18 protein-coding genes and 2 tRNA genes are annotated in these 17,305 nt (G+C 59.0%); 17 read left to right on the top strand and 3 right to left on the bottom strand.

Features of this window, described 5'->3' with window-relative positions; genetic code table 11:
* Positions 1-399, top strand: coding sequence for a DUF4149 domain-containing protein (locus M1D78_RS16615; RefSeq protein ID WP_437421090.1), 399 nt, complete (start codon positions 1-3; stop codon positions 397-399).
* A 7-nt stretch (positions 400-406) separates the two neighbouring features.
* Here the strand turns inward: M1D78_RS16615 and M1D78_RS16610 are convergent, their stop codons facing one another.
* Positions 407-718, bottom strand: a complete 312-nt coding sequence (locus M1D78_RS16610) for a YhbY family RNA-binding protein (RefSeq protein WP_437421089.1) — start codon at positions 716-718, stop codon at positions 407-409.
* Between the two features lie 82 nt (positions 719-800).
* Between M1D78_RS16610 and rlmE the strand changes: the two genes are divergently transcribed.
* The 16 genes from rlmE (at position 801) to M1D78_RS16530 (ending at position 16,630) form a co-directional block, all read left to right on the top strand.
* Positions 801-1,436: a 23S rRNA (uridine(2552)-2'-O)-methyltransferase RlmE gene (rlmE, locus tag M1D78_RS16605; protein ID WP_437421088.1), complete on the top strand. Its 636-nt coding sequence runs from the start codon at positions 801-803 to the stop codon at positions 1,434-1,436.
* Between the two features lie 193 nt (positions 1,437-1,629).
* The gene (gene ftsH, locus M1D78_RS16600; RefSeq protein ID WP_437421087.1) at positions 1,630-3,540 is read left to right on the top strand and encodes an ATP-dependent zinc metalloprotease FtsH; all 1,911 of its coding nucleotides are present in this window, start codon (positions 1,630-1,632) and stop codon (positions 3,538-3,540) included.
* A gap of 14 nt (positions 3,541-3,554) precedes the next feature.
* Positions 3,555-4,406 (top strand): dihydropteroate synthase, encoded by an 852-nt coding sequence (folP, locus tag M1D78_RS16595; RefSeq protein WP_437421086.1) that lies wholly within the window; start codon positions 3,555-3,557, stop codon positions 4,404-4,406.
* 8 nt (positions 4,407-4,414) lie between these two features.
* Positions 4,415-5,752, top strand: coding sequence for a phosphoglucosamine mutase (glmM, locus tag M1D78_RS16590; RefSeq protein WP_437421085.1), 1,338 nt, complete (start codon positions 4,415-4,417; stop codon positions 5,750-5,752).
* Between the two features lie 65 nt (positions 5,753-5,817).
* Positions 5,818-6,573, top strand: a complete 756-nt coding sequence (gene tpiA / locus M1D78_RS16585; RefSeq protein WP_437421084.1) for a triose-phosphate isomerase — start codon at positions 5,818-5,820, stop codon at positions 6,571-6,573.
* Between the two features lie 4 nt (positions 6,574-6,577).
* Positions 6,578-6,961, top strand: coding sequence for a preprotein translocase subunit SecG (gene secG / locus M1D78_RS16580; RefSeq protein WP_437421083.1), 384 nt, complete (start codon positions 6,578-6,580; stop codon positions 6,959-6,961).
* 7 nt (positions 6,962-6,968) lie between these two features.
* Positions 6,969-7,054 (top strand) — tRNA-Leu (locus M1D78_RS16575).
* A gap of 93 nt (positions 7,055-7,147) precedes the next feature.
* Positions 7,148-7,224 (top strand) — tRNA-Met (locus M1D78_RS16570).
* Positions 7,225-7,352: 128 nt separating this feature from the next.
* Complete coding sequence (rimP, locus tag M1D78_RS16565; RefSeq protein ID WP_437421082.1) at positions 7,353-7,811, top strand: ribosome maturation factor RimP; 459 nt, start codon at positions 7,353-7,355, stop codon at positions 7,809-7,811.
* A gap of 46 nt (positions 7,812-7,857) precedes the next feature.
* The gene (gene nusA / locus M1D78_RS16560; RefSeq protein ID WP_437421081.1) at positions 7,858-9,339 is read left to right on the top strand and encodes a transcription termination factor NusA; all 1,482 of its coding nucleotides are present in this window, start codon (positions 7,858-7,860) and stop codon (positions 9,337-9,339) included.
* Positions 9,340-9,368: 29 nt separating this feature from the next.
* Positions 9,369-11,867 (top strand): translation initiation factor IF-2, encoded by a 2,499-nt coding sequence (gene infB, locus M1D78_RS16555; protein WP_437421080.1) that lies wholly within the window; start codon positions 9,369-9,371, stop codon positions 11,865-11,867.
* Positions 11,868-11,983: 116 nt separating this feature from the next.
* Positions 11,984-12,373, top strand: coding sequence for a 30S ribosome-binding factor RbfA (rbfA, locus tag M1D78_RS16550; protein ID WP_437421079.1), 390 nt, complete (start codon positions 11,984-11,986; stop codon positions 12,371-12,373).
* Entirely contained in the window at positions 12,374-13,291 is a 918-nt protein-coding gene (gene truB / locus M1D78_RS16545) for a tRNA pseudouridine(55) synthase TruB (RefSeq protein WP_437421078.1), read from the top strand.
* Positions 13,292-13,403: 112 nt separating this feature from the next.
* Complete coding sequence (gene rpsO / locus M1D78_RS16540) at positions 13,404-13,673, top strand: 30S ribosomal protein S15 (protein ID WP_437421077.1); 270 nt, start codon at positions 13,404-13,406, stop codon at positions 13,671-13,673.
* A 168-nt stretch (positions 13,674-13,841) separates the two neighbouring features.
* A complete protein-coding gene (gene pnp / locus M1D78_RS16535) occupies positions 13,842-15,947 on the top strand; it encodes a polyribonucleotide nucleotidyltransferase (RefSeq protein WP_437421076.1) in 2,106 nt (701 codons plus the stop codon).
* Positions 15,948-16,255: 308 nt separating this feature from the next.
* The gene (locus tag M1D78_RS16530; RefSeq protein WP_437421075.1) at positions 16,256-16,630 is read left to right on the top strand and encodes a BON domain-containing protein; all 375 of its coding nucleotides are present in this window, start codon (positions 16,256-16,258) and stop codon (positions 16,628-16,630) included.
* Between the two features lie 53 nt (positions 16,631-16,683).
* Here the strand turns inward: M1D78_RS16530 and M1D78_RS16525 are convergent, their stop codons facing one another.
* Positions 16,684-16,992: a DUF2845 domain-containing protein gene (locus M1D78_RS16525; protein WP_437421074.1), complete on the bottom strand. Its 309-nt coding sequence runs from the start codon at positions 16,990-16,992 to the stop codon at positions 16,684-16,686.
* 12 nt (positions 16,993-17,004) lie between these two features.
* The gene (locus M1D78_RS16520; protein ID WP_437421073.1) at positions 17,005-17,304 is read right to left on the bottom strand and encodes a DUF2845 domain-containing protein; all 300 of its coding nucleotides are present in this window, start codon (positions 17,302-17,304) and stop codon (positions 17,005-17,007) included.
* Between the last annotated feature and the right edge of the window lies 1 nt (position 17,305).

Here is a 17,305-nt window from a genome sequence, read left to right as displayed (position 1 = left end):
ATGCGAGCTGCTGCGATCAGCTGGCAGCTGGCTCAGACGTTCTGGGTTGGCGGCCTTTGGCTGCTGCAGTTCGTCGTGCTTCCTGCCCTTGCTAAGTTCGGTCTGGCGCCGCTCTTGATTGAGGAAATTGGCGCGAGCCTCAGGCCGTTGCTGGTAGGCTTCGCCGCGTTTTGTGTCATGTTGCAGGCGCTGGTGCTTGTTCAGTGCCGTGGTTTCGCGAGCCTCTTGCAGGATGTGCGAGGGCAGTTGTTGGTAGCCGTTCTGCTGTTGGCGGCAAGTTTCTTCGCAGTCCGTGCGGGCGTGTTCCAGTCGGCCTATTGGCTGGTGTTCAGCTATCTGGTGATTGGATTGTGCGGGCTGTTGCTAGTGATTCAGTCCGCTCCCGGACGGGAGCGGTAGGACGGCTTCAGGCCTGATAGCGGTGCACGTTGGAGAGCTGCTTGTTGACCTTGGGGTTCTTGCGGTAAACCAGCGCCATCTTGCCGATTGTCTGGATCAACTCGCAACCGCCGAGCTGGCACAGCTCCTCGATTACGGCGTGACGCTCATCGCGCTCACTGAGGCGCAGCTGCACCTTGATCAGTTCATGATCATTCAATGCACGTTCCAGTTCGGCCTGTACGCCTTCGGTCAAGCCGTTTTCGGAAACGATCAGAACCGGCTTCAGATGGTGGCCGATGGATTTGTACTGTTTCTTCTGCTCGTTTGTGAGCGGCATAATTCGACCCTTGCGTCAGAACCCTGAAAAACGGCGACCAGTGTACCTGACACGCCCTGAGCCGCACAGATGAGGTAACAGCTTGGCACGCTCCAAGACCAGCCAACGTTGGCTGAAAGAACATTTCGACGACCCCTACGTGAAAATGGCGCAGCGCGACGGCTACCGTTCGCGTGCTAGCTACAAGCTGCTCGAAATTCAGGAAAAGGACCGTCTGCTTCGACCTGGCATGACCGTCGTGGATCTCGGCGCGGCGCCTGGCGGCTGGTCGCAGGTCGCTAGCCGCGTGATCGGTGACCGGGGTCGGCTGATCGCGTCTGACATTCTCCCGATGGACAGCATTGCCGATGTAGCCTTCGTGCTTGGCGACTTCACCGAAGACGCTGTGTTCGAGCAGATCCTTGAAGCTGTTGGGGATTCGCAAGTCGACCTTGTGATTTCCGACATGGCCCCCAACATGAGCGGTGTGAAGGTCGCAGACCAGGCGCGTGCCATGTTCCTATGCGAGTTGGCGCTGGATTTGGCCATGAAGGTACTCGCTCCAGGGGGTGACTTCCTGATCAAGATTTTCCAGGGTGAGGGCTTCGATGCATACCTGAAGGAGGTTCGCCAGAACTTCGACAAGGTCCAGATGCGCAAGCCACTGTCTTCGCGTGACCGCTCACGGGAGCAATACCTCCTGGCGCGTGGCTTTCGAGGGCTGGGTAACGAGGCTTGAGTGGCGTTGTCGTATCTGACAGCGGATTCCGGGCGCGACCGGTAGCCGATTTGCGGCTAGGATGTTTCATATAGGGTTACAGACCAGGCTGCCTGCTTCGCGGCGTTGTGTAGTAAGTTAAGCGAGCGAACCATAGGCCGTCCTGCAGGTTCCGAACAGTGGGCCCGCTCCAGAGGGTAGTGAATTGAACGACATGGCAAAAAACCTGATTCTTTGGTTGATCATCGCCGCAGTCCTTGTGACGGTGATGAACAACTTTTCGAGCCCGACCGAGCCCCAGACGCTCAACTATTCGGACTTCATCGAGCAGGTGAAGGAAGGTCGGGTCGAGCGTGTCACCGTCGACGGCTTCGTCATCACCGGCAAGCGCAGCGACGGCGACACCTTCAAGACGATCCGACCCGCTATTCAGGACAACGGCCTGATCGGCGACCTGATCAACAACAATGTGGTGATCGAGGGCAAGCAGCCGGAGCAGCAGAGCATTTGGACGCAGTTGCTGGTCGCCAGCTTCCCCATTTTGGTAATCATCGCGGTGTTCATGTTCTTCATGCGCCAGATGCAGGGGGGCGCTGGCGGTAAGGGTGGGCCGATGAGTTTCGGCAAAAGCAAGGCCCGGCTACTCTCGGAAGATCAGGTCAAGACCACTTTCGCGGACGTCGCGGGCTGTGACGAGGCGAAGGAAGAGGTTACCGAGCTGGTCGAGTTTCTACGTGATCCGGGCAAGTTCCAGCGTCTTGGTGGTCGCATCCCGCGTGGCGTGCTCATGGTCGGCTCTCCCGGTACCGGTAAGACGTTGTTGGCCAAGGCCGTCGCTGGCGAGGCCAAGGTGCCCTTCTTCACCATTTCAGGTTCGGACTTCGTCGAGATGTTCGTTGGTGTCGGCGCCAGTCGCGTCCGTGACATGTTCGAACAGGCGAAGAAGCACGCGCCTTGCATCATTTTCATTGACGAAATCGACGCCGTAGGTAGGCACCGTGGTGCGGGCCTCGGTGGCGGTCACGATGAGCGTGAGCAGACTCTCAACCAATTGTTGGTCGAGATGGATGGCTTCGAGATGAACGATGGCATCATCGTGATCGCCGCGACCAACCGCCCCGACGTACTGGACCCGGCTCTGCTTCGTCCGGGCCGCTTCGATCGCCAGGTTGTCGTCGGGCTGCCAGATATTCGGGGTCGTGAGCAGATTCTTAAAGTGCACATGCGCAAGGTGCCGCTGGGTGATAGCGTCGAGCCTGCTCTTATCGCTCGTGGCACGCCCGGATTCTCCGGCGCGGATTTGGCGAACCTCGTTAACGAGGCGTCCCTGTTCGCCGCTCGTGCTGGCAAGCGCTTGGTCGAGATGAAGGAATTTGAGTTGGCGAAGGACAAGATCATGATGGGCGCCGAGCGCAAGTCCATGGTGATGTCCGAAAAAGAGCGCCTCAATACGGCTTATCACGAGGCAGGTCATGCCATCGTGGGTCGCGTGGTACCCGAGCACGACCCGGTCTACAAGGTGTCGATCATTCCTCGCGGACGTGCACTTGGCGTCACAATGTTTCTTCCCGAGGAGGACCGCTACAGCTTGTCCAAGCGCGCGCTCATTAGTCAGATCTGTTCGCTGTTCGGTGGCCGCATTGCCGAAGAAATGACTCTTGGCTTCGATGGCGTTACGACGGGCGCGTCGAACGACATCATGCGCGCCACGCAATTGGCGCGGAACATGGTGACCAAGTGGGGCTTGTCAGAGAAGCTTGGTCCGTTGATGTATGCGGAGGAAGAAGGCGAGGTATTCCTGGGGCGCAGTGCCGGTAGCCAGCACGCTAATGTCTCAGGAGACACGGCGAAGCTCATCGACCTTGAGGTGCGTAGCATCATTGATCATTGTTACGGCACGGCGAAGCAAATCCTGGCCGATAACCGCGACAAACTCGATCTCATGGCCGAGACACTGATGAAGTATGAAACCATCGACTCTGACCAGATTGACGACATCATGGCTGGCCGCACGCCTCGCGAGCCGAGGGATTGGCAAGGCGGTGCGGGGCCGAGTGGAACGCCGATCCAGCCGGAGCCGGGTCGTCCGCAGACCCCCATCGGTGGCCCTGCTGGCGAGCATTGATCGAGCTTTTTTAGATGGCTGATGCGTTTCACCCAACCCGGCTGCCTTGTGGCAGCCGGGTTCTTGATTTATCTCGCCCGCACGTGATGGGTATCCTCAACGTAACGCCAGATTCGTTTTCCGATGGCGGACTGCATGCCGGCGTCGACGCCGCGTTGCATCATGCTCAGGAGATGGTCGCCGCTGGCGCTACGCTGATTGACGTCGGCGGTGAGTCGACCCGGCCTGGTGCGAAGGTCGTGTCGCCAGTCGAAGAGCTCGAGCGAGTCGCGCCGGTTGTGGAGGCGATTGCAAGTGAGCTGGATGTCATTATCTCCGTGGACACCTCGAGGCCTTCCGTCATGCAGGAAGTGGCGCGGCTAGGAGCAGGGATGATCAATGACGTTCGTTCTCTTTCGCGTGAGGGGGCGCTGGATGCGGCGCTGAACACTGGGCTGCCGGTTTGCCTCATGCACATGCGTGGCGAGCCGTCCGACATGCAGAACGATCCTCGATACGACGACATCGTTGCTGAGGTCGAGTGCTTTCTTGCGCAACGAATGCAGGCCTGTGTGGCTGCTGGGTTCGCTTCCGATCGGATCATTCTTGACCCTGGTTTCGGGTTCGCGAAGACGCTCGCGCATAACTTAAGCCTGTTTAACCAAATGGAGCGACTGCATCTGTTTGGGCGGCCGCTTCTGGTTGGGGTGTCGCGAAAAAGCATGATCGGTGGCGTACTGGGTCGCCCCGTAGGCGAGCGTCTGTACGGAAGCCTCGCGCTGGCGGCATTGGCCGTTGCCAAAGGTGCGAAGATCTTGCGGGTTCATGACGTGGCGGAGACCGTCGACGTAGTAAGAATGATTGCTGCAGTTCAGGCGGCAGACTAGGAATAGACATGAGCAGAAAATATTTTGGAACCGACGGCATTCGTGGGCACGTTGGTCAGTTTCCGATCACGCCTGATTTTATGCTCAAGCTGGGATGGGCGGCGGGTATGGCGTTCCGCAAGCAGGGGAAGTGCCGGATTTTGATCGGTAAGGACACGCGAATATCCGGCTATATGTTCGAGTCGGCGTTGCAAGCGGGGCTCTCGGCTGCCGGTGCCGACGTGCTGCTTCTCGGCCCGATGCCGACGCCTGCGGTCGCTTACCTGACCCGGACCTTCCATGCGGATGCAGGGATTGTGATCAGTGCGTCCCACAACCCTCATCACGACAATGGCATCAAGTTCTTTTCCGGACGCGGGACCAAGTTGCCCGATGAAGTCGAACTGATGATCGAGGAGCTGCTGGATGCGCCGATGACTGTCGTGGATTCCGCGCAGTTGGGCAAGGCGTCGCGTATCAACGACGCCGCCGGGCGCTACATTGAGTTTTGTAAGAGCAGCGTCCCGACCAGTACTGACTTTGCGGGCCTTAAAGTCGTCTTGGACTGCGCGCACGGCGCAACCTACAAAGTTGCGCCCAGTGTATTCCGGGAGCTGGGGGCTGACGTGGTTGTAACGGCGGCACAGCCCGATGGCTTGAACATCAATGCAGGCGTTGGTTCGACCCACGTCGAGCAGTTGCAGAAGGCGGTCGTCGAGCATGGGGCTGACTTGGGTATCGCGTTCGATGGTGATGGCGACCGCGTAATGATGGTCGATCATACCGGCGCCCAGGTCGACGGTGACGAGCTGCTATACATCATCGCTTCAGATCTACAGGATCGAGGTCGACTGAAGGGCGGCGTCGTCGGCACGCTTATGAGCAATCTAGGGCTTGAGCTGGCACTCAAGGACCGTGAGATTCCCTTCACGCGCGCCAAGGTCGGAGATCGATACGTCATGGCCGAGATGCTGGATCGTCAGTGGGTGCTTGGTGGCGAGAATTCAGGGCATATCGTGTGTGCTCAGCACGTTACTACAGGCGACGCCATTATCGCCGCGCTGCAGGTCCTCCTGGCGCTGCGGCACCGCGATCAAAGCTTGGCGCAGGCTCGTCTCGCATTGAAGAAATGCCCGCAAGTGTTGATCAACGTCCGTCTCGCCGGCTCGCATGATCCTATTGGTGACCCAAAGGTTCAGTCTGCTTGCGACAGTGTTACACAGCGAATGGCTGGGCGCGGTCGGGTGCTTCTCCGCAAGTCCGGCACTGAGCCGCTGGTGCGCGTGATGGTGGAGGGCGATGATGAGGCTCAGGTGCGTGGCTACGCTCAGGAGCTGGCAGATGTCGTCAAAAAAGTTTGTGCGTGATCGCGCTTGCCAGACGGTTTTTCCTTGAGTACCATCTGCGCCCACTTTGACCGACGAGGTAAACGATGCGTCGCCCATTGGTAGCTGGTAACTGGAAAATGAACGGTACCCGCGCCAGCGTCGCTGAGTTGATGGTCTCGTTGAGTGAGCAGGAGCTTCCTGCTTCGGTAGAGGTTGTGGTATTTCCCTCTTGCGTGCATATCGCGCAGGTGGTCGCCGGGCTGAGCGGTCGGCCGATTGCCGTAGGTGCGCAGAATTGCGCTGGGCAAATTGGGTTTGGTGCGTTGACCGGCGAGGTATCGCCTGAGCAGTTGGTGGATGCTGGCTGCAAATGGGTTCTGGTAGGTCACTCCGAGCGACGCCTGGTTCTGGGCGAAAGCGACGAGGCGGTAGGTCGGAAGTTTGTGGCATCACTTGATTGCGGCCTGACCCCTGTGTTGTGTCTGGGTGAAACGCTGGAAGAGCGTGAATCCGGTAAGACGCTTGATGTGGTGGACCGACAGCTGACAAAGGTCCTGGATGTCGCAGGTATCGAGGCTTTCGCAGGTGCGGTTGTGGCGTATGAGCCTGTATGGGCTATCGGTTCGGGGCTGACGGCTACACCGGCTCAGGCCCAAGAGGTGCATGCCGCCATTCGTGAGCGGCTGGCTCGTGAAGATCGCGGGGTCGCCGCTGGTATCCGGCTTTTGTACGGCGGGAGCGTCAAGGCCGAAAACGCCGGAGAGCTTTTCGGTATGGCGGATATCGATGGGGGGCTGATCGGTGGCGCCTCGTTGAAAGCGAACGAATTCGGCTCGATTTGTCGGGCTGCTGGGGGCTGATCAGATGTTGCAGACTGTTGTGATTGTGGTGCATCTGCTGGTTGCCATCGGTGTGGTTGCGTTGGTGTTGCTGCAGCAAGGAAAGGGCGCAGATGCAGGTGCTTCTTTTGGTTCGGGTGCTTCTGCAACCGTTTTTGGAAGCCAAGGTTCTGCTACCTTTCTTAGTCGGTTTACTGCTATACTGGCGGGCGTTTTTTTTATGACCAGTCTTGGGCTTGGCTTCTTCGCTGCACAGCAAGCAGGTCGTCTGTCTCAGGAAGGTTTGCCGGATCCTGCGGTTCTTGAGGTTCCGGCTAATAAAGCGGAAGAGGGTGATGTACCTGTCCTCGAGTCCGCGCCGTCTACTTCTCCTGCTGACGAAGTTCCGCAGATTGAGGAGCAGAAGTAAGGTTTTTGCCGAGGTGGTGGAATTGGTAGACACGCTACCTTGAGGTGGTAGTGGCCATAGGCTGTAGGGGTTCGAGTCCCCTCCTCGGTACCAAACAAGCAGGCCCGCAGATGCGGGCTTTCTTGTTTCTAATGTTATTGGTTGACCTTTGGTCAAGTGCGGTCGTATAATTCGTGCCCAGTTTGACGCGGGGTGGAGCAGTCTGGTAGCTCGTCGGGCTCATAACCCGAAGGTCGTTGGTTCAAATCCAGCCCCCGCAACCAGTGATGAGAAGCCCCTATCGAGGGGCTTTTTATTGTTTCGAGCCAGGTCGCCGGCATTTCTACAGGCGGTCAATAGGGATGGGCGTTTCGCCCATTTTTCATTTTTACGGCATGCACGAGGGACTTCGATGTCGAGCAAGCTAGAACAGTTGCAGGCCTTGTTGGCCCCAGTGGTCGAGGCGCTCGATTACCAGTGCTGGGGTATCGAGTTCATCTCGCAAGGTCGTCATTCGCTGCTGCGGATTTATATCGATCACCCAAACGGCATTCAGGTCGATGACTGCGAGAAGGTCAGCCGGCAATTGAGCGGCGTCCTCGATGTAGAGGACCCTATCAGCACGGATTACACGCTTGAAGTTTCGTCTCCCGGGATGGACCGGCCGTTGTTCACGCTCGAGCAGTACGCGGCGCATGTCGGCGACCAGGTGAAAATCAAGCTACGGTCGCCTTTCGAAGGGCGACGTAATTTTCAGGGCTTGCTCCGTGGGGTCGAGGAGCAGGACGTGGTGGTGCTGGTCGATGATCACGAGTATCTCCTGCCTGTCGATTTGATCGACAAGGCCAACATCATTCCCCGATTCGATTGAGCGCGGATCCGCGGACCCCAATGGATTGCGAAAGGCGAGGCGTACGATGAGCAAAGAAGTACTGCTGGTTGTGGAGTCGGTCTCCAACGAAAAAGGCGTACCGGCTGGTGTGATTTTCGAAGCATTGGAGCTGGCATTGGCCACTGCTACCAAGAAGCGGTTCGAAGACGAGGTAGACCTGCGTGTCGAGATCAATCGGCACAACGGCAGTTACGAGACGTTCCGGCGCTGGACGGTTGTCGAGGAAGAAGAGTTCGACGATCCGGCGCACCAACTCACGGAAGATATGGAACAAGCCCGTCAGGCCAATGCTAAGGTCGGGGACGTGCTAGAAGAAAAGGTCGAGTCGATCGAATTCGGTCGCATCGCTGCGCAGACCGCCAAGCAGGTCATCGTTCAGAAGGTCCGTGAAGCTGAGCGTGCTCAGGTGGTCGAGGCTTACCGCGATCGTCTTGGTGAAATCATCTCCGGGACAGTAAAGAAGGTGACCCGCGACAGTGTCATTGTCGACCTGGGCAATAACGCCGAAGCCTTGCTTGCTCGCGAAGACATCATTTCCCGCGAAACCTTCCGGGTAGGCGCTCGGGTTCGGGCATTGCTCAATGAAATTCGTACTGAGAACCGTGGCCCGCAGTTGATTCTTTCGCGCACCGCGCCTCAGATGTTGATTGAGCTGTTCCGCATTGAAGTGCCGGAAATCGCTGAAGGCCTCATTGAAGTCATGGGCGCTTCGCGTGATCCGGGTTCGCGGGCGAAAATCGCAGTCCGTTCCAAGGACAAGCGTATCGATCCGCAAGGCGCCTGCATCGGTATGCGAGGTTCCCGTGTTCAGGCAGTTTCTGGCGAAATTGGTGGCGAGCGGGTGGATATCGTGCTGTGGGACGAAAATCCCGCGCAGTTCGTTATTAACGCCATGGCTCCAGCTGAAGTCGCTGCGATCATTGTCGATGAGGATGCCCACGCGATGGATATCGCTGTTGGCGAGGACAATCTGGCGCAGGCCATTGGCCGTGGTGGTCAGAACGTGCGACTGGCCAGCCAGTTGACGGGCTGGACGCTGAACGTGATGACCGAGGCGGACATCCAGACCAAGCAGCAGGAAGAAACCGGCGACATCCTACGCAGCTTCATCGAAGAGTTGGATGTCGACGAGGAGCTGGCTCAGGTGCTCGTCGAGGAAGGGTTCACCTCCCTCGAGGAGGTCGCGTACGTCCCGATGGAGGAGATGCTCGGCATCGAAGGCTTTGACGAAGACATCGTCAATGAATTGCGGACCCGCGCCAAGGATCGCTTGCTTACCAAGGCGATCGCGACGGAGGAGAAACTGGCAGACGCCCAACCGGCCGATGATCTACTCGAGCTGGACGGCATGAACAAGGAACTGGCGGTCGAGTTGGCAATGCGGGGCGTCATTACCCGCGAAGACCTGGCCGAGCAGTCGATTGACGACCTGCTCGACATAGACGGCATCGATGAAGAACGTGCCGGCAAGCTGATCATGGCCGCCCGAGCCCATTGGTTCGAGTAAGTATTCCAGCGGCCTGAGGAGAGAGATGCATGACGCAAGTCACGGTGAAAGAACTGGCCCAGGTGGTCGACACACCGGTCGAGCGCCTGCTGCAGCAGATGCGTGAGGCAGGACTGTCGCACACCAGCGCCGAGCAAGTAGTGACCGATAACGAGAAACAAGCCCTGTTGGCGCACCTCAAGAGCAGCCACGGCGCCAAGGTGGACGAGCCGCGCAAGATCACCTTGCAGCGCAAGACCACCACCAAGCTGAAGGTCGGCGGTAGCAAGACCATTAGCGTCGAAGTTCGCAAGAAGAAGACCTTCGTCAAGCGTAGCCCTGACGAGATCGAAGCAGAGAAGCAGCGGGAACTCGAGGAGCAGCGCGCAGCTGAAGAGGCTGCACGGCAGAAAGCCGCTGAGGAAGCACGTTTGCTTGCCGAGGAAGAGGCACGTCGAGAAGCTGAGCGTCGGGCGAAGGAAGACGCAGCTGCCGCAACCGCAGCGCCTGCTGCTCCTGCGCCTACGCCGGTGGCGGAGCCCGTCACGCCCGCGGCGCCTGTCGAAGAGCGCAAGAAAGAAGAGCCACGTCGCAGCGAGAAGTCCCGTAGCGATGACGACGAGCGCCGCGACCGCAAGCAGGCCCAGCATCGTCCTTCGCTCAAGAGCAAGGCGCCGTTGTCGCGCTCCGTTCGCAGTGGCGAAGACGACGCCGACGGTTTCCGTCGGGGTGGGCGCGGCAAGTCGAAGCTGAAGAAGCGCAACGCGCATGGTTTCCAGAGCCCGACCGGACCTATCGTTCGCGACGTGGCAATCGGCGAAACCATCACGGTCGCAGATCTCGCGCAGCAAATGGCGATCAAGGCTGCTGAAATCATCAAATTCATGTTCAAGATGGGCAGCCCGGTCACCATCAACCAGGTGCTGGATCAGGAAACCGCCCAGCTGATCGCTGAAGAGTTCGGTCACAAGGTCAAGCTCGTCAGCGACAACGCGCTGGAAGAACAGCTCGCCGAAATGCTGAAGTTCGAAGGTGAGGCGATCACCCGGGCGCCGGTTGTGACCGTAATGGGCCACGTCGACCACGGTAAGACCTCGCTGCTCGACTACATCCGCCGCGCCAAGGTTGCTGCGGGCGAAGCGGGTGGCATCACCCAGCACATCGGTGCCTACCACGTCGAGACCGATCGGGGCATGGTTACCTTCCTGGATACTCCTGGCCACGCGGCGTTTACCGCCATGCGCGCACGGGGAGCCCAGGCCACCGACATCGTGATCTTGGTGGTCGCTGCGGACGATGGCGTGATGCCGCAAACCATCGAGGCCATTCAGCATGCCAAGGCTGCTGGCGTGCCGCTGGTGGTTGCGGTGAACAAGATCGATAAGCCCGGTGCGGATCTCGACCGAATCCGTAGCGAGCTGTCAGTCCACGAAGTGACGTCTGAAGAGTGGGGTGGCGACACGCCGTTCGTCTCGGTCTCTGCGAAGATGGGTACTGGTGTCGACGAGTTGCTCGAAGCCGTACTGCTCCAGGCGGAAATACTCGAGCTGACTGCAACACCATCCGCACCTGGCCGCGGGGTCGTCGTCGAGTCTCGCCTGGATAAAGGTCGTGGCCCGGTGGCAACTGTGCTCGTGCAGGACGGTACGCTGCGCCAAGGCGATATGGCCCTGGTGGGCTCGAACTATGGTCGCATCCGCGCCATGCTCGACGAAAACGGCAAGCCGATCAAAGAAGCCGGTCCGTCTATTCCGGTCGAGATTCTCGGTTTGGACGGTACGCCGGATGCAGGCGATGAGCTGACCGTGCTGGCTGACGAGAAGAAGGCCCGCGAGGTTGCGCTGTTCCGCCAGGGCAAGTTCCGCGAGGTCAAGCTGGCCCGCGCTCATGCCGGCAAGCTGGAGAACATCTTCGAAAGCATGGGGCAGGAAGAGAAGAAGACGCTCAATATCGTGCTCAAAGCCGATGTGCGTGGTTCTCTGGAAGCCCTGCAGGGCTCGCTTGGTGGGCTGGGTAACGACGAAGTACAGGTTCGCGTCATCGGCGGCGGCGTCGGTGGTATCACTGAAAGTGATGCAAACCTGGCGCTAGCATCCAACGCCGTGCTGTTTGGCTTCAACGTGCGTGCCGACGCTGGTGCGCGCAAGATCGTCGAGCAGGAAGGCCTGGATCTGCGTTACTACAACGTGATCTACGACATCATCGAAGATGTCAAGAAGGCGCTCACTGGCATGCTTGGCAGCGATGTCCGGGAAAACATCCTGGGTGTGGCCGAAGTCCGGGACGTGTTCCGTTCGCCGAAATTCGGCGCTGTTGCAGGCTGCATGGTCATCGAGGGCATGGTGCACCGCAACCGTCCGATCCGCGTTCTGCGCGACGATGTGGTCATCTTCGAGGGCGAACTCGAATCGCTGCGTCGCTTCAAGGATGACGTGGCCGAAGTGCGCGCTGGAATGGAGTGCGGTATTGCGGTGAAGAGCTATAACGACGTGAAAGCTGGCGACAAGATCGAGGTGTTCGAGAAAGTCGAAGTGGCACGTTCGCTCTAAACAGCAGTTGCGGGCAGAGGCGGCAAGCGTCGAGGGGAAGCCCTGGTCGCTTGCCGTTTGCCTTTGCAGTGCATCGTTTTTCACCATTCGGCAGCTTGCTGCTCGAGGCAGATTTAATGGCCAAAGAATTCAGCCGTACCCAGCGTATCGGTGACCAGATGCAGCGCGAACTGGCGCTGCTGATTCAACGTGAAGTCAAAGACCCGCGCTTGGGGTTGGTGACGATAACCGCCGTCGAGGTCAGTCGCGACCTGTCTCACGCCAAGATTTTCATCACTGTCATGGGCAAGGATGACGATGAGGACGCGGTGAAGACCAACCTGCGGATACTGAGCGAGGCAGCGGGTTTCCTGCGCATGCAGCTGGGCAAGGCGATGAAGCTGCGCACCGTGCCGCAACTGCACTTTCACTATGACGCCAGTGTTCGTCGCGGTGTTGAACTCGCCTCGTTGATCGAGCGCGCTGTAGCGGAAGATCGCCTGCATGGCGACAAGGGAGACGAGTGAGTGGCGCAGGTCAAGCGTGTTCGCCGCGCCGTCAGCGGCATCATTCTTCTGGACAAGCCTCGCGGGTTCACGTCAAACGCAGCCCTCCAGAAGGTGCGCTGGTTGCTAAACGCCGAGAAGGCGGGGCATACCGGTAGTCTCGATCCATTGGCAACTGGCGTGCTGCCGTTGTGTTTTGGCGAGGCGACCAAGTTTTCCCAGTATTTGCTCGATGCGGACAAGGGGTACGAAACCGTTGCGCAGTTGGGCGTTACGACCACGACGGCCGATGCCGAGGGCGAGGTAATCGAACGCAAGTTGGTCGATGTCAGCGAGCAGTCGATCCAGGCGCTGCTGCCGCGCTTTCGCGGTGAGCTACAGCAAGTGCCGCCAATGTATTCGGCACTCAAGCGCGACGGCCAGCCGCTGTACAAGTTGGCGCGTGCCGGTGAAGTAGTGGAGCGCGAGCCTCGTTCTGTTACTATTGCGCGCCTGGAATTGCTGTCGCTGGACGCCGACAAGGCGCGCCTTGCGGTCACCTGCAGCAAAGGCACCTATATCCGGACTCTGGTCGAGGACATAGGCCGCGAGTTGGGTTGTGGCGCGCATGTCGCTGAGCTGCGGCGTACGCAGGCCGGGCCTTTCGATCTTGCTCAGACTGTCAGTCTCGAGACGCTCGAACAGGCGCATGCCGAGGGCGGAGCGGAGGCGGTGGACGCGTTCCTAAAGCCGGTCGACAGTGGGCTTGAGCATTGGCCGCTGTTGCAGTTCTCGGAGCATAGTGCGTTCTATTGGCTGCACGGGCAGCCGGTGCGGGCGCCAGAGGCGCCGAAGTTCGGCATGTTGCGGGTACAGGATCACAACGGTCGTTTCATCGGCATTGGTGAAGTGATCGAAGACGGGCGTATCGCACCCCGTCGATTGATTCGGTCGGAATGACCGAAGCGTTCGCTGCGTAGTAGCGTACGTCGAGGATGGCTGTTGGCAGGCACGGTCACGCCTCTTTTAAAACACGGGACTTGTCCCGGCCTGTTCAAAGAAGGAGCCCATCATGGCACTTAGCGTTGAAGAAAAAGCCCAGATCGTTAACGAGTACAAGCAAGGTGAAGGCGACACCGGTTCTCCGGAAGTGCAGGTTGCACTGCTGACCGCCAACATCAACAAGCTGCAGGATCACTTCAAGGCCAACGGCAAGGATCACCATTCCCGTCGCGGCCTGATCCGCATGGTTAACCAGCGCCGCAAGCTGCTGGATTACCTGAAAGGTAAGGACACCACTCGTTACAGCACCTTGATCGGTCGCCTGGGTCTGCGTCGCTAAGACGCGCTCGCGCTGGAAGCCGGAAGCTGGAAGCCTGAAGTTGAAAGCCGGGATACTCCCCGCAATCAGCTTCGGTCTTCCAGCTTTCGGCTTTCTTGCAGGTCGTATCGGGCCGATTCCCGAGCGTTCTGCCCATTTCCCCAAAGGCAACAAAGAGAAGGAATAACCGTGAATCCGGTAATCAAGAAATTCCAGTTCGGTCAATCGACCGTAACCCTCGAGACCGGGCGTATCGCCCGCCAGGCATCGGGCGCTGTCCTGGTATCCATCGATGATGACGTGTCTGTGTTGGTCACTGTCGTCGGCGCCAAATCGGCAGACCCAAGCAAGGGGTTCTTCCCGCTCTCGGTCCACTATCAGGAAAAGACCTACGCAGCCGGCAAGATCCCGGGCGGTTTCTTCAAGCGTGAAGCCCGCCCCTCGGAAAAAGAAACCTTGACCTCGCGCCTGATCGATCGCCCGATCCGCCCGTTGTTCCCAGAAGGTTTCCAGAACGAAGTTCAGGTGATCTGCACCGTTGTATCCACCAGTAAGAAGACCGACCCGGACATCGCCGCGATGATCGGGACGTCCGCCGCGCTGGCGATTTCCGGCATCCCGTTCAACGGCCCGATCGGTGCCGCACGCGTCGCCTTCCACCCTGAAACCGGCTACTTGCTGAACCCGACCTACGAGCAGCTCAAGGCGTCCAGCCTGGACATGGTTGTGGCTGGTACCAAGGACGCGGTACTGATGGTCGAATCCGAAGCCAAGGAGCTCACCGAAGACCAGATGCTGGGCGCCGTGCTGTTCGCTCACGACGAGTTCCAGACTGTCATCCAGGCCGTCAACGAGCTGGCCGCCGAAGCGGCGAAGCCGACCTGGGAGTGGGCTCCGAAGGCTGAGAACACCGAGCTTCTGAACTCCATCCGCAGCGAGTTTGGCGAAGCCATTTCCCAGGCTTATACCATCATCGTCAAGCAGGATCGCTACACCCGTCTGGGTGAGCTGCGTGACCAGGTCGTGGCCAAGTTTGCCCGTGAAGAAGGCCAGCCTACGGCCTCCGAGGTCAAGGATGCTTTCGGCGAGATTGAATACCGCACCGTTCGCGAAAACATCGTAAACGGCAAGCCGCGCATCGACGGACGCGACAACCGTACCGTGCGTCCGCTGAACATCGAAGTCGGTGTACTGCCGAAGACCCATGGCTCGGCACTGTTCACCCGTGGCGAAACCCAGGCGCTGGTCGTTGCGACCCTGGGTACCGCTCGGGACGCTCAACTGCTCGACACGCTGGAAGGCGAGAAGAAGGACGCCTTCATGCTGCACTACAATTTCCCGCCCTATTCGGTAGGTGAGTGCGGCCGTATGGGCGCGACCGGTCGTCGTGAAATTGGCCATGGCCGCCTTGCCCGTCGTGGTGTGGCAGCCATGCTGCCGAACGCCAACGATTTCCCGTACACCATTCGCGTAGTGTCCGAAATCACGGAGTCGAACGGCTCTAGCTCCATGGCTTCGGTTTGTGGTGCATCGCTGGCTCTGATGGACGCGGGTGTGCCGATGAAGGCGCCTGTTGCGGGTATCGCTATGGGGCTGGTGAAGGAGGGCGACAAGTTCGCTGTTCTGACCGACATCCTGGGCGACGAAGATCATCTCGGCGATATGGACTTCAAGGTTGCCGGTACCGTCAATGGCGTCACGGCGCTGCAGATGGACATCAAGATTCAGGGCATCACCGAGGAGATCATGGAGATCGCCCTGGGCCAAGCCCTCGAAGCCCGCCAGAACATTCTCGGGCAGATGAACCAAGTCATCGCGCAGTCGCGCAGCGAGCTGTCGGCGAACGCGCCGACAATGATCGCGATGAAGATCGACCAAGACAAGATTCGTGACGTCATCGGCAAGGGTGGCGCAACGATCCGCAGCATCTGCGAGGAAACCAACGCGTCGATCGACATCGAGGACGATGGGTCCATCAAGATCTTTGGTGAAACCAAGGAAGCAGCGGAAGCAGCCAGGCAGCGTGTGCTCGGTATCACCGCTGAAGCCGAAGTCGGCAAGATCTACGTGGGCAAGGTCGAGCGAATCGTCGATTTCGGCGCCTTCGTGAACATTCTGCCGGGCAAGGATGGTCTGGTGCATATCTCGATGCTGAGCGACCAGCGCGTGGAGAAGGTTACCGACGTGTTGAAAGAAGGTCAGGAAGTGAAGGTGCTGGTATTGGACGTGGACAACCGCGGCCGCATCAAGCTGTCCATCAAGGACGTCGCCGCTGCGGAAGCGTCGGGCGCCTAAGCTGTTACGCCTGATCGCCCGCCCACGGCGGGGAACGGTATGAAAGGCCCGCATCGAAAGATGCGGGTTTTTTTTGAGTCAGAAAAGATAGGAGATGGGCGTACCGAACCGAACGGTACCATGCAGAATGCATGCTCTAAATCGCCGTAACTTGCATCATGCTAGTGGCGCATAGCTAGTTATTGTTATTAAGATATTGATTTTGATGGTTTTTTATTTCAGCGAAACGTGGCACGCCGGTTGCGATAAGAAGTATGCAACTGCGGTCGGAGTCAAGCCGCAGCCCATACGAAAACAGGAGTGCCACTATGAAAACGATCCAGAACTCGCTTACCGCCGTCGCTGTTGCCGCTGCTCTGAGCTTGCCATTCGCCGGCGCTGCCCTCGCAGATGAAGCCCCGGCTTGGGATAAGACAGACACCGTTATGCTGGCCGCCAATGACAAGATGGATCAGGCAGCGGACGCAACCTCCGATACCTGGATCACCACCAAAGTGAAGTCGACCCTTCTTGCCGAAGACGCAACTCCCGGCATGGATATCGAAGTGGAAACCAAAAATGGTGTCGTGTCGCTATCCGGCACTGTGGCCACCGAGGCTGAGCGCGAAGCTGCGATCAGCAAAGCCAAGTCTATCGAAGGCGTTCGCGAGGTCGCTGCTGACGGCCTCAAAGCGGCCGACTAAGTTCTAGCGGTGCCTTCCAGAACCCCACCTTGCGTGGGGTTCTTCGTTTCTGCTCAGCGCCCGCGCTGGCTTTCGATGTCCTGCAGGCGATTTCCTTCGAAGCGTAGGTAGTGATACATCCCGTTGCTCGGCCCGTAGGTCCATTCCTCAACCTGCACCTCTTGGCGGAATCCCTGTTCGTCGACGCGTTCCTTGAGGCCGATGATGGCAGCATCCGCTGGGTTGCCACACTTGCTCCGAACCTCACTGGTCGAGGCGCCCACGCTGACCAAGGTGCTGTTGCAGCGGTAGGTGGATGACGCCAGCGCCGGCTCGGCGAGCAATAGCGTGCCCAGCAGGGCGAGTGTGTATCCAGGTTTCATGTGGGTTCCTTCTCAGCGCGAGCGGCGCGATTCAATGTTAGTGAGGCGGTTGCCCTGGAACGTCAGGATCTTCAGCGCCCCATTACGCGGTCCATATACCCATTCCTCGATCAACAGCTCCTCCCGGCCATGCGGCCCCAGGGTGTAGCCGAGGACATCGCGTTGAACGGGAGGGCCGCATCGGCGTTCGACTTCGAAGGCGCGGTCACCGGTGTTAACCAGTTGACTACCGCAGCGTAGCGTCTCGGCCGAGGCCATCGGGAGGGCCAGTATGCAGCAGGCTGGCCAGGCGTAGCGAGTAGTCCATCTCATC

Source organism: Pseudomonas sp. SA195, from assembly GCF_054131565.1.
This window is presented reverse-complemented; position numbering and strand designations above follow the sequence as displayed.

Coding starts and splice junctions, on each gene's coding strand:
- M1D78_RS16615 (WP_437421090.1), top strand. CDS start 1: ATGCGAGCTGCTGCGATCAGCTGGCAGCTGGCTCAGACGTTCTGGGTT.
- M1D78_RS16610 (WP_437421089.1), bottom strand. CDS start 718: ATGCCGCTCACAAACGAGCAGAAGAAACAGTACAAATCCATCGGCCAC.
- ftsH (WP_437421087.1), top strand. CDS start 1,630: ATGGCAAAAAACCTGATTCTTTGGTTGATCATCGCCGCAGTCCTTGTG.
- folP (WP_437421086.1), top strand. CDS start 3,555: ATGGCTGATGCGTTTCACCCAACCCGGCTGCCTTGTGGCAGCCGGGTT.
- glmM (WP_437421085.1), top strand. CDS start 4,415: ATGAGCAGAAAATATTTTGGAACCGACGGCATTCGTGGGCACGTTGGT.
- tpiA (WP_437421084.1), top strand. CDS start 5,818: ATGCGTCGCCCATTGGTAGCTGGTAACTGGAAAATGAACGGTACCCGC.
- secG (WP_437421083.1), top strand. CDS start 6,578: ATGTTGCAGACTGTTGTGATTGTGGTGCATCTGCTGGTTGCCATCGGT.
- rimP (WP_437421082.1), top strand. CDS start 7,353: ATGTCGAGCAAGCTAGAACAGTTGCAGGCCTTGTTGGCCCCAGTGGTC.
- nusA (WP_437421081.1), top strand. CDS start 7,858: ATGAGCAAAGAAGTACTGCTGGTTGTGGAGTCGGTCTCCAACGAAAAA.
- infB (WP_437421080.1), top strand. CDS start 9,369: ATGACGCAAGTCACGGTGAAAGAACTGGCCCAGGTGGTCGACACACCG.
- rbfA (WP_437421079.1), top strand. CDS start 11,984: ATGGCCAAAGAATTCAGCCGTACCCAGCGTATCGGTGACCAGATGCAG.
- rpsO (WP_437421077.1), top strand. CDS start 13,404: ATGGCACTTAGCGTTGAAGAAAAAGCCCAGATCGTTAACGAGTACAAG.
- M1D78_RS16530 (WP_437421075.1), top strand. CDS start 16,256: ATGAAAACGATCCAGAACTCGCTTACCGCCGTCGCTGTTGCCGCTGCT.
- M1D78_RS16525 (WP_437421074.1), bottom strand. CDS start 16,992: ATGAAACCTGGATACACACTCGCCCTGCTGGGCACGCTATTGCTCGCC.
- M1D78_RS16520 (WP_437421073.1), bottom strand. CDS start 17,304: ATGAGATGGACTACTCGCTACGCCTGGCCAGCCTGCTGCATACTGGCC.